The sequence below is a fragment of the Dactylosporangium sp. NPDC049140 genome, from assembly GCF_040648435.1.
The window spans coordinates 3,697-19,461 of record NZ_JBEZDS010000094.1 but is presented as its reverse complement, the minus strand read 5'-3'; the positions used below and the strand labels follow the sequence as shown (position 1 = coordinate 19,461).

2 protein-coding genes are annotated in these 15,765 nt (G+C 74.7%); one reads left to right on the top strand and one right to left on the bottom strand.

All coding sequences use genetic code 11. From position 1 onward, the window contains the following. On the bottom strand, positions 1–14,801 hold a 14,801-nt coding region (locus AB0B76_RS57070), incomplete at its 3' end, for a non-ribosomal peptide synthase/polyketide synthase (RefSeq protein WP_360394265.1). Positions 14,802–15,062: 261 nt separating this feature from the next. On the opposite strand from AB0B76_RS57070, the gene AB0B76_RS57065 reads away from it, so the two are divergent. Beyond that, positions 15,063–15,593 carry a hypothetical protein gene (locus AB0B76_RS57065; RefSeq protein WP_360394262.1) on the top strand — a complete coding sequence of 177 codons (531 nt, stop codon included), beginning with the start codon at positions 15,063–15,065 and terminating at the stop codon, positions 15,591–15,593. Positions 15,594–15,765 lie beyond the last annotated feature (172 nt).

The following is a 15,765-nucleotide window of genomic DNA, read 5'->3' as shown; positions in this document are numbered from 1 at the left end:
GGCGCCACAAACCCGTCAACCTCAGCCCGCACCCCAGCCAGCGCGCCCCGATCCACCTTCCCGTTCGGCGTCAACGGCAACACATCCAAGCCCATGAACACCGCCGGCACCATGTACGACGGCAACCGCGAACCCACAAACGCCCGCAACTCCTCCACCGGCGGCACAGCCGGCACCACATACGCCACCAACCGATCCAAATCATCGGCAACAACCACGGCAGCGTCGATCGAGGGATGCCGGGTCAGCGCAAACTCAACCTCACCAGGCTCAATCCGATACCCACGCACCTTCATCTGCTCGTCGGCCCGGCCGAGGAACTCCAACCCAGCGGCCGTGCGCCGCACCCGGTCCCCGGTCCGATACCACCGCGACCCACCAGGCGCCGCAACAAACCGCGAAGCCGTCAACCCAGGACGACCCAGATACCCCCGGGACACCCCAACCCCGCCGACGAACAACTCCCCGGCAACACCCAACGGCACAGGCCGCAGCACCGCATCCAACACCTGCAACTCAACCCCCGGCAACGGCCCACCAATCGGCGCCGGCCCCACCCCATCGCCGAACAACTCACAGAACGTGGAATCAACGGTCGCCTCAGTCACCCCGTACGCCGTGAGCACACGAACCCCGAGCACCCGCTGCGCCCGGGCCACCGACTCGAGCCGCCACACATCAGTCGTCACCACCACCAGGCGCAGATCCGGCAGCTCGAGACCGGTCCGCTCGACATAGGAGACCAACTCGTCGACGTACCGCGGCGCGGACTCGAACGCCTCGACCCGGGCCGTCGTGAGCAGCCCGTGCCAGGCGGCGGTGTCGAGCTGAGCGCCGACATCACCGATCACGAGCGTGCCGCCAGCCGCGAGCGCACGGACCACATCACCCGTGAACACATCAAAACTGGCACTGGCCAGCGTCAACCACGAATGCCCGGTGAAACCCACCGCCGACCAGCCGCCGAGCACACCCAGCAGCGCGCTGTGCGGCACCACCGTGCCTTTCGGCACACCCGTAGACCCAGATGTGTAAATGACACAGGCCGCCTGGGCCGAATGCACAGCCGCCGCCGTGAACGGATCCCCGTACTCAACCGCCGACACCACAACCGACACGCCGGCATCCGCGACCATGAACTCCAGCCGCTCCACCGGATACGACGGATCCAGCGCCAGATAGGCAGCACCGGCCTTCCACACACCCAGCATCGCCACAACCAGATCGACACCCCGCGGCAGCCGCAGACCCACCACCGACTCCGCACCAACACCCCGTGCAGCAAGCCAACCCGCGAACCGCGCCGCCCGCGCATCCAACTCCGCAAACGTCAACGACACATCACCAGCCCGCACCGCCACCGCAGACGACGACGCCGGCAACAGCTCGTGCACACCCCCGACCGCCGGCAACGCGAGCGCAGCACCGTGCCAAGGCGCCGAAGACAGCAGGGGAAGCCGAGACAGCGCACGGCCAGGAGTAGCCGCCACCGCGGCCAGCACGGCGCCAAGGTGGGCCACGATCTGCCGCGCCGTCGCCTCCGTGAAGAGCTCCGTGCTGTACTGCACCTCCCCGACCAGCCCGACGTCGTACTCGTTGAAGCTCACGCTCAGGTCGTAGACCGCCGGCATCGGGTCCGCCGCCCCGTTGACCGCCGGCGCGACGCCCTCGTGGCGGCCGTAGTCGAACAGCACCTGGAACAGCGGCGTCCGGGAGCGGTCCCGGGGCACGCCGAGGGCGTCGACGAGCTGTTCGAAGGGGAGGTCCTGGTTCGCGTACGCGGCCAGGGTCCCGGCGCGCACCCGCCCGAGCAGCTCGGCGAAGGTGGGGTCGCCGGACAGGTCCGTGCGGAGGACCAGCGTGTTGACGAAGAAGCCGATGAGGCCCTCGATCTCGGCCCGGTTCCGGTTCGCGATCGGCGTGCCGACGACGATGTCGCTCTGGCCGGTGTACCGCTCGAGCAGCACCGTGAAGGCGCCGAAGAGGGTCATGAACATCGACGCCCGGGCGTCGCGGGCCAGGCCGCGCAGCCCGTCGGTGACGCTGGCCGGCACGGCGAACTCGATGACGGCGCCGGCGCTGCCGCGCACGGCCGGGCGGGGGCGGTCGGTCGGCAGCTCCAGCGCGGGCGCGCCGTCGAGGCGGCGGCGCCAGTAGGCCAGCTGCCCGTCGAGGACGTCGCCGGTGAGCCACTGCCGTTGCCAGGTCGCGAAGTCCGCGTACTGCACCGGCTGCGGCGCCAGCGCCTCCCCGGCGAGCAGGGCCGAGAGCTCCCGCCGCAGGATGCCTTCGGACCATTCGTCGCCGAGCACGTGGTGCATGGCCAGCGCCAGGAACGGACCCGCCGGCAGCAGGGCGGCCCGCATCGGGGGCGCCGCCGCCAGGTCGAACGGCACCCGGGCCGGCCCGGACAGCCACTCCTCGACCGAACCGTCGAGCACGGGCAGGTCGATCGGGCCGGCCGGCTCGATCACCTGGTGCGGCAGGCCGTCCGGGCCCGCGACGAGCCGGGTCCGCAGCACCTCGTGCCGCTCCACCAGCCGCCGCAGCGCGTCGGCCACGTCGGCGTCGTCGGGCACCGGGATGACGATCGGCATGTTGTACTCGGCCGAGTCCGGCTCCAGCTGGTTCAGGAACCACAGCCGCTGCTGGGCGAACGACAGCGGCAGCCGGCGGTCGCGCCCGACCGGCACGATCGGCGGGGCGGCCACGCCCGGCGTGGCGGCGTCGACGGCGGCGGCGAGGCCGGCGACGGTCGGGGCGTCGAACACGGCAGCGACGGGTACCTCGACGCCGAGGGCCGCGCGGATGCGGGACACGACGCGGGTGGCCAGCAGCGAGTGGCCGCCGAGGGCGAAGAAGTTGTCCTCGGCGCCGACGCGTTCGGCGCCGAGGATGTCGGCCCAGACGGCGGCGAGGAGCTCCTGGACGGGGCCGGCCGGGGCGACGTACTCGCCGACGGGCGCGGGGCCGGGCGCGGGCAGGGCGGCGCGGTCGACCTTGCCGTTGCGGTTGAGCGGCAGCGACGTCAGCTCCACGAACACCGACGGCACCATGTACTCCGGCAGCCGCTCCCGCAGCCCGTCCACGGAGCATTCGCCGACGACGTAGGCGACCAGGCGCGAGCCGTCGGCGACGACGGCCGCCGCGGACACGCCCGCCTGTTCGCGGATCGCGGCCTCGACCTCGCCGGGCTCGATGCGGTAGCCGCGGATCTTGACCTGGGTGTCGGCCCGGCCGAGGTACTCCAGCTCGCCGTCGGGCCGGCGGCGTACGAGGTCGCCGCTGCGGTACACCCGGGATCCGTCTGTTGCAAAGGGATCGGCGATGAACCGCTCGGCGGTGAGGTCGGGGCGGCCGAGGTAGCCGCGGGCGACGCCGGCGCCGCCGATCAGCAGCTCGCCCGCGACGCCGGACGGGACCGGGTTCAGGGCGCGGTCGACGACGTAGAGGCGGGTGTTGGCGATCGGCCGGCCGATGGGGACGGCCCCGGTGACCGGGTCGCCGGCGGTGAGCTCGAAGACGCAGCAGCCGACGACGGTCTCGGTGGGGCCGTACTCGTTGACGATGACGGTGCCGGGCGCGTGCTCGAGCCAGGGGCCGACCTCGGCGGCGGTGAGGGCCTCGCCGCCGACGACGAGGCGGCGGGCGGCCGCGGCCAGCTGCGGCGGGGTCAGCAGGTCGGCGAGGGCGCGCAGGTGGGCCGGGGTGAGCTTGGCCAGGCCGAAGCCGCCGGGGTCGCGGACGGTGTCGACGAGCCCGTCGATGCCGTCGTCGGCGGCGACCATGACGGCGGTGGCGCCGGCGACGAGCGGCACGAGCAGGCTGGTGACGGTGAGGTCGAAGCCGAGGGACGAGTGCACGGGCGCGTCGCCGGCTTCGTAGGCGCGGGCGGCCCAGGCGAGGTAGTTGACGAGGCCGTGGTGGGTGATCTGGACGCCCTTGGGGCGCCCGGTCGAGCCGGACGTGTACATCACGTAGGCGAGCTGACCGGGGTGGACGTCGACCGCGGGCGCGTCGGCCGGTTCCGCGTCGAGGGCCGCGCGGACCGCGGGATCGTCGAGCACCACCGCGTTGCGGCCGCCGGCGACGGTGGCGGCGTGGCCGATGACGACGGTCGCGCCGCTGTCGGCGACCATGTCGGCGCGCCGCCGCTCGGGGTGGCCGGGGTCCAGGGGCAGGTAGGCGCCGCCGGCCTTCCACACGGCGAGCAGGGCGACGGCGACGTCGATGCCGCGCGGCAGGCACAGGCCGACGACCGACTCCCGGCCGACGCCCAGGCCGCGCAGGTGGTGGGCGAGCTGGTTGGCGCGCCGTTCGAGTTCGGCGTAGACGACGACGTCGGTCCCGGCGCGCACGGCGGGGCGGCCCGGCCCGGCGGCGGCCGCGGCGGCGATGAGCTCGTGGGCGCCGGCGACGGCGGGCAGCGGCGCGGCGGTGGCGTTGTCCCGCTCGATCAGCCGGGTCCGTTCGGCCGCGGTGAGCAGCGGCAGGGCCGACAGCGGGCGGGACGGGGCGGCGGCCACGGCGGCGAGCAGCACCTTGAGGTGCTCGACGAGGCGCCGGACGGTGGCGGCGTCGAAGAGCGCGCTGCTGTACTCGACCTCGCCGGTCAGCCCGCCGTCGCCCTCGAGGAGGACGAGCCGCAGGTCGTACTTGGCGCGGATGGTGTCGCGGCGGCGCTGCCAGGCGTCGTCGGTCGTGGGCTGGAAGTCGAACGCGGCCTGGAACAGCGGGGTGCGGGACCGGTCGCGCTCGACGCCGAGGCCGTCGACGAGCTGTTCGAACGGCAGGTCCTGGTGGTCGTAGGCGGCGAGGGTGGCGGCGCGGACGCGGCCGAGGAGCTCGGCGAAGGTGGGGTCGCCGGACAGGTCGGTCCGCAGCACCAGCGTGTTGACGAAGAACCCGATGAGGCCCTCGGTCTCGGCCCGGTTGCGGTTGGCGATGGGCGTGCCGACGACGATGTCGTCCTGGCCGGTGTAGCGGGCCAGCAGGGCGGTCCAGGCGCCGAGCAGGGTCATGAACAGGGTCGCCCCGCCGGCGGCGGCGACGGCGCGCAGGCCCTGCGTGGTCGCCGCCGGCAGCGCGAACTCGACGATCGCGCCGGCGCTGGCGCGGATCGCGGGCCGCGGCCGGTCCGTGGGCAGGTCGAGCACGGCGGCGCCGGCGAGGCGGTCGCGCCAGTAGCCGAGCTGGCGGTCGAGGACCTCGCCGGTCAGCCAGGTGCGCTGCCAGGCGGCGAAGTCCGCGTACTGCACCGGCAGCGGGGCCAGCTCGATCCCCTGGTACAGCGCGGCGAGCTCGCGGCGCAGGATGCCGTCGGACCACCAGTCGCCGGCGACGTGGTGCATGGTGAGGGCGAGCACGTGCTCCTCGGGGGCGAGGCGCAGCAGGGTGGCCCGCAGCAGCGGACCGGCGGCGAGGTCGAAGGGCGCGTCGGCGTCGGCGGCGAGCCAGGCGTCGGCGGCCGCGGCCGGGTCGTCGTGCCCGGACAGGTCGACCAGCGGCGGCGCCATCGGGGCCGGCGGGTCGACGACCTGATGCGGCTCGCCGGCGTCGTCGGTGACGAGCCGCGTGCGCAGCACCTCGTGCCGGGCGACCAGGGCGGTCAGGGCGGCGCCGAGCGCGGCGGTGTCCAGCGGTCCGGGCAGCCGGATCGGGGCGGGCATGATGTACTCCGCGGACCCGGGCTCGAGCTGGTCGAGGAACCACAGCCGCTGCTGCGCGAACGACAATGGCAGCGGCCGGTCGCGGCCGACGGGCACGATCGGCGGGGCGACCGCGCCCGGGGCGGCGGCGTCGACGGCGGCGGCGAGACCGGCGACGGTCGGAGTGTCGAAAAGCGCCTTCACCGGTACCTCGACCGCGAGCGCCGAGCGCACCCGGGACACGATCTGCGTGGCGAGCAGCGAATGCCCGCCGAGGGCGAAGAAGTCGTCGTGCACGCCGACCCGGTCCACGCCGAGCAGCTCGCCCCAGACCTCGGCGAGGAGCTCCTGGACGGGCCCCTCGGGCGCGGCGTACGCGCGGTCGAGCTCCGGCCGCAGCCCGTCCGGCGCCGGCAGCGCGGCCCGGTCGACCTTGCCGCTGGCGTTCAGCGGCAGCGCGGTCAGCTCGACGAAGACCGACGGCACCATGTACTCGGGCAGCCGGAAGCCCAGGAACCGCCGCAGCTCCGGCACCGTGGGCATCTCGTACCCGGCCGGCTTGACGTAGGCGACGAGCCGGTCCTGGGCGCCGACGACGACGGCCGCGGCGACGCCCGGATGCGCGCCGAGGACGGCCTCGATCTCGCCGGGCTCGACCCGGAAACCGCGGACCTTCACCTGCAGGTCGGCCCGGCCGAGGAACAGCAGCTGCCCGTCGGCGCGCCAGAGCGCGACGTCGCCGGTCCGGTACCACCGCGCCCCGCCGGGCCCGGCGACGAACCGCTCCGCCGTCAGCTCCGGCCGGCCGCCGTAGCCGCGGGCGAGCCCGGTGCCGCCGATGTACAGCTCCCCCGGCACGCCGGGCGGCACGGGCCGCAGCGAGCGGTCGAGCACGAGCAGCCGGGTGTTCCAGATCGGCGCGCCGATCGGCAGCTGGGCCGCGTCCGACGACCGCGGCACCGCGAACCACGACACGTCGATCGACGCCTCGGTCGGGCCGTACAGGTTCTCCACCGTCGCCGACGCGTGCCGGCCGTAGAACGTGGCCACGTCGGGGCCCGGCAGCGCCTCGCCGCTGCACACCACGAGCCGCAGCGACGCCAGCCCGTCCGGCCACGGCGCCCGCACGAACTCGCGGAACAGCGACGGCACGAAGTGCAGCACGGACACCCGCGCCGAGGACACCAGCCCGGCCAGGTAGCCCACGTCGCCGTGCCGGCCCGGCTCGGCCATCACGACGCAGCCGCCGGCGGTCAGCGGCCACACCAGCTCCCACACCGACACGTCGAACGTGATCGCGGTCTTGTGCAGCACCCGCTCGCCGGCCGCCAGGCCGTACCGGTCCTGCATCCACGCGACCCGGTTCGCCAGGCCGCCGTGCTGCGACAGCACCGCCTTCGGACGCCCGGTCGAACCCGACGTGTAGATCAGGTACGCCAGCTGGTCCGGACGCGCCTCGGCCTCGACCGGCCCGGCGGGCATGCCGCCGTCGTCGCGGATCACGGGGCCGGGGAACCGGTCGTCACCGATGACCGCCCGGGCCCCGCTGTCCGCGACCAGGTCCAGCAGCCGCTGCAGCGGGTAGCCCGGGTCGAGCGGCAGGTACACTCCGCCCGCCCGCCAGATCGCCCACACCGCGACCAGCAGCTCGACGCCGCGGTCCAGGCACACCCCGACGACGGACTCGCGGCCGACGCCGTGCGCGGTCAGCTGCCGCGCCATCCGGTTCACCCGCGCGTCGAGCTCGGCGTAGGTGAGCGACTCGGCGCCGGACACCACCGCGACCGCGCCGGGCCGCTCGGCGACCTGCCGCGCGAACTGCGACAGCACCCCGCCGGACCACGGCTGCGGTACCGCCGTCGCGTTCCACGACTCCAGGAGCGCCTCGTCCGGCTCCGTCAGCATCGGCACCTGCGACAGGCGCAGGCCGGCGTCGGCGGCGACCGCGGCGAGGACCGTGCCGAGGTGCGCGGCGAGGCGTTCGACGGTGGCGCGGTCGAAGAGCGCCTCGCTGTACTCGAACAGCCCGACGAGGCCGTCGGCCCGCTCCGCGAAGCGCAGGTTGAGGTCGAACTGCGAGTCGGGGATGCGCACCGGGAACGGCTCCGTGCTCGCGCCGGGCAGCCAGACGCGCTCGTCGCCGATGCGGTCCATCGTGAACAGCACCTGGAACAGCGGGTTGCGGTCGCGCCGGCGCACCGGCTGCACGGCCTGGACCACCTGCTCGAACGGCACGTCCTGGTGCGCGTAGGCGCCCAGGGCGGTGCGCCGGACGCGCTCGAGGAGCTCGGCGAAGGTCGGGTCGCCGGACAGGTCGGTGCGCAGCACGAGCATGTTCACGAAGAAGCCGACGATGTCCTCGACCTCGGCGCGGTCGCGGCCGGCGAACGGGCTGCCGACGACGACGTCCTCCTGGCCGCTGTAGCGGGCCAGCACGGCGTTGAAGGCGGCGAGGAGCGTCATGTACATGGTGGCGCCGGCGCGGCGGGCGACCTCGCGCAGTGCGGGCAGGACGCCGGCGGGCACGGTGAACTCGACGAGGCTCGTCTCCGGCGTCCAGTCGGCGGGCCGGGGCCGGTCGGTCGGCAGCTCGAGGACGGGGGCGCCGGCGAGCCGCTCGCGCCAGTAGCCGAGCTGGCGGGCCAGGGCGTCGCCGCCGAGGGAGCGGCGCTGCCAGGCGGCGTAGTCGGCGTACTGCAGCGCCATCGCCGGCAGCCGGGCGGGCGTGCCGGTGCGGGCGGCGTCGTAGAGGGCCGCGAGGTCGCGGCGCAGCACGAGGGCGGACCACTCGTCGGAGGCGATGTGGTGCCAGTTCAGGCCGAGCACGTGCTCGCCGTCGCCGAGGCGGATGAGGCGCGCCCGCAGCAGCGGGCCGGCGGACAGGTCGAGGCGCTCCACGGCGTCGGCGTCGAGCCGGGCGCGGGCGGCCGCGCGGGGGTCGGGCGCGTCGCTGAGGTCGTCGACGCGCAGGTCGAATCCGGACGGTGGGTCCACGATCTGGTAGCCGCGGCCGTCGTCGCCGTCGACGAGCCGGGTGCGCAGCATCTCGTGGCGCTCGGCGAGGGCGTCCAGGGCGGCCCGCAGCGCGGCGACGTCGAGCTCGCCGCGGACGAGGACGGCCTCGATGTTGTGGTACTCGATCGAATCGGGGTCGAGGCGCGTCAGGAAGTACAACCGCTGCTGTGCAAACGACAGCGGCAGGGGGCCGGTCCGCGGGACCGGGGCGGGGGCCGGTGCCTCGACCCGGGCCGCGCCGCGCTCCACGATCCGGGCCAGGCCCGCGACCGTCGGGTGGTCGAAGATGGTGACGAGCGACAGCTCGACGTCGAGGGCCGCGCGGATGCGCGAGGCGACCTGGGTGGCCAGCAGCGAGTGGCCGCCGATCTCGAAGAAGTTGTCGTCGGTGCCGACCTCGTCGAGACCCAGGACCCCGGCCCAGATGCCGGCCAGGATCTCCTCGGTCGGGGTGCGCGGGACGCGGTACTGCTCGGCGAGGTCGGGCCGGACGGTGTCAGGGGCGGGCAGCGCGCGGCGGTCGGTCTTGCCGTTGGGGGTCAGCGGGAGCTCGTCGAGGCGCACGAACGCGGACGGCAGCATGTGCTCAGGCAGGGTCCGGGCGAGGTGCGCGCGCAGGTCCCCGACCGGCGGGAGGCCGGCGGTGGCGTCGGCGGCGACGAGGTACGCCACGAGCCGCGGTTCGCCGCCGTCGGCGCGGGCCACGACGGTGGCGGCCGCGATCCCGGCGTGTTCGAGCAGGGCCCGCTCGACCTCGCTGGTCTCGATCCGGAAGCCGCGGATCTTCACCTGGTCGTCGGCGCGGCCGAGGAACTCGATGCGCCCGTCGTTGCGGCGGCGCACGCGGTCGCCGGTGCGGTACAGCCGGCCGCCGTCGGCTCCGAACGGGTCGGCGACGAACCGCTCGGCGGTGAGGTCGGGGCGGTTGCCGTAGCCGCGGGCGAGGGCGGGACCGGCGACGTACAGCTCGCCGACCGCGCCGACCGGGACCGGCTCCAGCGACGGCCCGGCGACGTACAGGCGGAGGTTCGGCAACGCGTGGCCGAGGGTGAGGGGTCCGTCGCCGAGGACGGTGGTGGCGACGCCGATGGTGGTCTCGGTCGGGCCGTAGTGGTTGACCACGGCGCGTTCCCCGGCCGCGGCCAGCAGGTCGGCGACGAGCGTTGCGGGGGCGGCCTCGCCGCCGAGGACGAGGGTGCGGGCGGGCAGGAGGCCGCCGATGCCGGTCTGGCGGGCGAGGGCGGCCAGGTGCGACGGGACGATCTTGAGGTAGTCGATGTCGTGCTCGGCGATGTAGGCGGCGATCGCCGCGGCATCGGTGGCGATGTCGTGGCCCGGGGCGTGCAGGGTGCCGCCGGTGGCGAGGCTGACGAACATCGTGGTGTTGCCGAGGTCGGTGGCGATCGGCTGCAGGAGCAGGTACCGATGACCGGCGCCGCCGAGGCGGGCCGGGCCGGCGACCGCGTGGACGTAGTTGAGGACGCCGCGGTGGGTGACCCAGACGCCCTTGGGGCGGCCGGTCGAGCCGGAGGTGTAGATGACGTACGCGGGCTGGTCGGGTTGCACGGTCACGCCGGGCGCGGCCTCCGGCTCGGCGGCGATCGCGGCGGCGGTGAACGGGTCGTCGACCGCGACGGTCCGCAGGCGGCCGGCGGGCAGCTCGTCGAGGGCATCGCGGGTGCCGACGACGACCATGGCGCCGCTGTCGCGCAGCATGTACGCGAGCCGCTGCGGCGGGTACCCGGTGTCCAGCGGCAGGTAGGCGCCGCCGGCCTTCCACACGGCCAGCAGCGCGACGACCGCGTCCGGCCCGGCGCCGAGGCAGAGCCCGACGACGGTCTCCGGCCCGACGCCGAGGCGGCGCAGGTGCTGGGCGAGCCGGTTCGCGCTTCGGTCCAGCTCGCCATAGCCGAGCGCGATCCCGCCGGCGACGACGGCGGTCGCGTCCTCACCGGCCCGGGCGGCGATCAGCTCGTGCAGGCCGCCGACGGACGGCACCGGCACGGCGGTGGCGTTCCACCCCTCCAGCTCGCGGCGCTCGGCCGCGGTGGTGCGGGGCAGGCGCGACAGGGGCGCGGCCGGGTCGGCGACGACCGCGGCCAGCAGCATGAGCAGCCGGTCGCACCAGCGCCGCATGGTCGCCTCGTCGAACAGCGCGGTGCTGTACTCGATCGCGCCCGACAGCCCGCCGTCGACGTCGTCGAAGATGAGCCGCAGGTCGAACTTGATCGAGATCGGCGACGGGATCTTGGCCAGGGTGATGCCGACGGCCGACTCGACCGGCGCGGCGGCCCCGCCGACGTCGCCCTGGTTGTAGTTGAACAGCACCTGGAAGATCGGGGTCCGGGACCGGTCGCGCTCGTCGACGAGCGCGTCGACGAGACGCTCGAACGGCAGGTCCTGGTGGGCGTACGCGTCCAGGGCCACGCGCCGGATGCGCCCGACGAGCTCGGCGAAGGTGGGGTCGCCGGACAGGTCGGCCCGCAGCACCAGGGCGTTGACGAAGAACCCGATGAGGTCCTCCGTCTCGGCGCGGTTGCGGTTGGCGATGGGCGTGCCGGCCACGATGTCGTCCTGGCCGCTGTACTGGGCCAGCAGCACGGAGTACACGCTGAACAGCGTCATGAACGTGGTCGCGCCGGCGTCGCGGGCCAGCGCCCGCAGGCCGGCCGTCACCTCGGGCGGGACCGTGAACTCCACGCGGGCGCCGGCCGAGGAGCGCACCGGCGGCCGCGGCCGGTCGGTGGGGATCTGCAGCGCGGGGGCGCCGGCGAGCCGCTCCCGCCAGAAGTCCAGCTGCCGACGCAGGACGTCGCCGCTGAGCCACTGCCGCTGCCAGACGGCGAAGTCGGCGTACTGCACGCCCAGCGGCGGCAGCGGCGACGGCCGCCCCTCGTGGTAGGCCCGGTAGAGGGCGGTCAGCTCCCGGTGCAGCAGCCCGACGGACCACTCGTCGGACACCACGTGGTGCGAGCACAGGCTGAGCACGTGGTCGCCGTCGCCGAGGCGCAGCAGCCGGGCGCGCAGCAGCGGCCCCCGGGCCAGGTCGAACGGCTCGACGGCGTCGGCGGCGACCCAGGCCCGGGCGGCGGCCTCCGGATCGGTCTCGCCGCTTTCCGCACCGGCCTTGTTCCTGAGGTCGGTCAGCACCAGATCCACGCCGGTCGCCTCGTCGACGACCTGGTACGCGCGGCCGTCGGCGTCGCCGAGCAGCCGCGTGCGCAGCACCTCGTGGCGGCCGGCGATGGTGTCGAGCGCGGCGCGCAGCGCGTCGACGTCGAGCGGCCCGCTGATGCGCAGGGCGAGGGGCTCGTTGTACTCGGCCGAGTCCGGCTCGAGCTGGTGCAGGAACCACATCCGCTGCTGGGCGAACGACAGCGGCAGCTCGCCGGCGCGGGGCACGGACACGATCGGCGGCGCCACCTCGCCGCCGTCCGCGCCGTCGACGAGCGCGGCGAGCCGCTCGATCGTCGGGCCCTCGAACAGCGCGGCGAGCTCGAGCTCGACCCGGAAGCGGTTGCGCACCCGAGACATGACCTGGGTGGCCAGCAGCGAGTGGCCGCCGAGGTCGAAGAAGTCGTCGGTGACGCCGATGCGCTCCACGCCCAGCAGCGCCGTCCACAGCTCGGCGAGGGCCGTCTCGGTCGGGGTCCGCGGCGCCTGGAAGCTCGCGGCCAGCTCGGGCCGGTCGGCCTGCGGGTCGGGCAGGGCGCGGCGGTCGACCTTGCCGTTGGGGTTCAGCGGGATGACGGGCAGCACGACGTACGCCGACGGGACGAGGTAATCGGGGAGCCGATGGCGCAGGAACGCCCGGATCTCGCTCGCGCCCGGGGCCGGCTCGGCGACGAGGTAGGCGATGAGGCGGCGGTCGGAGGCCTCCCCGCGCGCGACGACGACGGCGTCGGTGATCGCCGGGTGGGCGAGCAGCGCCGCCTCGACCTCGCCGGGCTCGATCCGCACGCCGCGGACCTTCACCTGCTGGTCGATGCGGCCGAGGTACTCCATCTGCCCGTCGGTCCGCCAGCGGACGAGGTCGCCGCTGCGGTACATGCGGGCGCCGCCGCCGCTGAACGGGTCGGCGACGAACCGCTCGGCGGACAGGGCGGCCCGGCCCGAGTAGCCGCGGCCGACGCCGATGCCGGCGATGTACAGCTCGCCGGGCACGCCGACGGCGGCCGGGCGCAGGTTCGCGTCGAGCACGAAGGTGCGGACGTTGCCGATGGGCCGGCCGATCGGCGGCAGGCCGGTGTCGCCGCGCTCGCAGATCGCCGACGACGCCTCGATCGACGCCTCCGTCGGGCCGTACAGGTTGCCGATGACGGTGGTCGAGTTGCGGGCGTAGAAGCGCGTCACGTCCTCTGTGGACAGTGCCTCGCCGCTGCAGTACACGTAGCGCACGCCGGGCAGGTCCCCCAGCGCCGGATGCTGGGTCAGCAGCCGGAACAGCGACGGCACGCAGTGCAGCGCCGTGATCCGCCCGGACGCAAGCAGGTCGATGAGGTAGTCGAGGTCGCGGTGCCGGCCCGGCTCGGCGACGACACACTCGCCGCCGACGACGACGGGCCAGAACAGCTCCCACACCGACGCGTCGAAGCTCAGCGGCGCCTTGTGCAGCACCCGCTCGCCCGGCCGCAGCTGCCACACCTCCTGCATCCGCACGAGCCGGTTGACCACGCCCCGGTGCCCGACGAGCACGCCCTTGGGCTGGCCCGTGGAGCCGGACGTGTAGATGACGTACGCGAGCTGGTCGGGCCGGGTCACGGCGCCCAGCGGCGTGCCCGGCTGGGCGTCGATCGACGCGCGGACGACCGGGTCGTCGATGACCGACACGGTCCCGACCCGGTCGGCGAACGCCGGGGCCCGGGCCGCGCTGCCGATCACGACGGCCGCGCCGCTGTCGGCGACCATGTACGCCAGCCGGTCCGGCGGATAGTCCGGGTCCAGCGGCAGGTAGGCGCCGCCGGCCTTCCAGATGCCCAGCAGCGCCACCACCATGTCGAGGCTGCGCTCCAGGGCGATGCCGACGACGACCTCGGGCCCGACGCCGAGCCCGCGCAGGTGCCGGGCGAAGCGGTTCGCGGCGGCGTCGAGCTCGGCGTAGGTCATCGACTCGGCGCCGCAGCTCGCGGCGACGTCGCCGGGGGTGCGCCGGGCCTGCGCCTCGAACAGCTCGTGCACGCCGTCCGCGTCGGCGGCCGGCACGTCGGTGTCGTTCCAGTCCTGCAGCACCAGGCGGGACTCGGCCGCGTCGAGCATGGCCAGCTCGGACAGGCGCGCCGTGGGGTCGCCGGCCAGGAGCGTGCGGAGGTGCCCGAGCAGCCGCTGGGCCGTCGTTTCGTCGAAAAGCTCGCGGCGGTACCGCAACAGAGCCTCGTCGCCGTGACTGACCAGCGCCACGTCGGGCGCGGCGGCTCCCTCGTCGGCCGTCAGCACCTCGCATTCGAGCCCGCCGGCCCACCGGCCCGCCCCGAGCCGCCGCTCGCGGGCGCCGGGCGCGTCGAACACGACCTGAAACGAAGGCCGCCGACCGGTTCCGTCCCGGTCGGCGGCGCCCCCTCGCAGGCGTTGGACAAGATCCTCGAGGCGTGGATCGTCGGACAGGTCGGCGCGCAGCGCTCTGAGCTCGCCGGTGTCCGGGTCCGCGACGCCGATGGTGAGGTCGGACTGCCCGGCGTACCGGCCGAGCAGGACCACGAAGGCGGCCAGAACGGTGTCGCGGCCGGCGCCCAGCGGCGGGTCGGCCCGGACCTCGGCGATGCTCGGGTCCCGGCCCGCGGAGCGCGGATGGTCGGTGGTGAGCTCGAGGGTGTACCGCGGCGCGGCGGCAGCGCGCTCGACGCTGGCCGCGGCGCGCTCGACGCGGGCGGCGGCGTCGGCGGCGGGCTCGCTGGCCGCGGCGTCGGCGGGCTCGCTGGCCGCGGCGTCGGCGGCGGGCTCGACGCTGGCCGCGGCGTCGGCGCGCTCGACGGATTGCCCGGCTCGGGCGGCGGCGTAGGCGGCGGCGATCCCGCCGTGGTCCCCCGCGAACTCCAAGCGGTGGACGCCCGGCCCCTCGGTCTCGAGGACCGCTCCCGTCTCCAGCACCGACATGAGGGCGGGAACATCCAGGTCGCCCGTCAGTCGCAGTACGGTCCGCATGGCAAACTCCAATGCTGGCACGGAAACGTTTGCCGGAGGCTCACGCCGCCGACGTTCCGCCGGGATCAACCAGCATCGGGCCGTGGCGTCGGAGTCCCCGCCCACCGGTCACCCACACTGGCATGCACCCGGGGCCGGGGACAGGGACCACCACAACGCCGTCAGCGCGGCCCCATCCGCTCTCCATCTCCCTCGAAATCGGGTTGGCCGCGGCTACCTTTGGGGGAAGCGGATCCGGCCCCGGTCGCCGACCGTTGCAGCATGAGAATCCGTATGCTCGCCGTGGCGGGCGCAGCGATCGTCGCCTTGGCCGGCTGCGACTCCGGAGGCCCCGCCGCGGCGCCCTCGGCGTCGGCCGGAGGGGCGAGCCGCGAGGCGTACGTCGCGGCCGCCGAATGCATGCGCGCCAACGGTTTCCCCGACTTCCCGGACCCGGTGGAGACCAACGGCCACTGGGGCTTCCCGGCGTCCGTGAACGACCTCGTCAAACAGCCGGCCGGCGAGTGCCAGGACCAGTTCGCCCGCATCGGCGCCATCCCGGCCCGAACCCAGCGCGTGGTCAGCGCCGACGAGATGACCAAGCTGCGCAAGTGGGGCGACTGCATCCGCCGCAACGGCCTGCCCAACTGGCCGGACCCGGACAGCGAGGGCACCTTCCACGTCGACTCGCCGCCGGGGGCGGACGACCCGGCGTGGCGCAAGGCGGACGACGCGTGCAGGAGTTTGGAGCCCGGCCCGATCCAGGTCGAGGCGGGTCCCGGTAGCCGGGCGAGCAAGGCTGCCGGGGGCTGATCGCCGCACTTCCCCGTTCACCCCAGCATTACTCCCGGCCCGGACCGTCCCCCGCGGTCCGGGCCCCTTGCTGTTGTCCGGGCCCCTTGCTGTTGTCCGGGCCCCTTGCTGTTGTCCGGGCCCCTTGCTGTTGTCCGGGCCCCTTGCTGTTGTCCGGGCCCCTTGCTGTTGT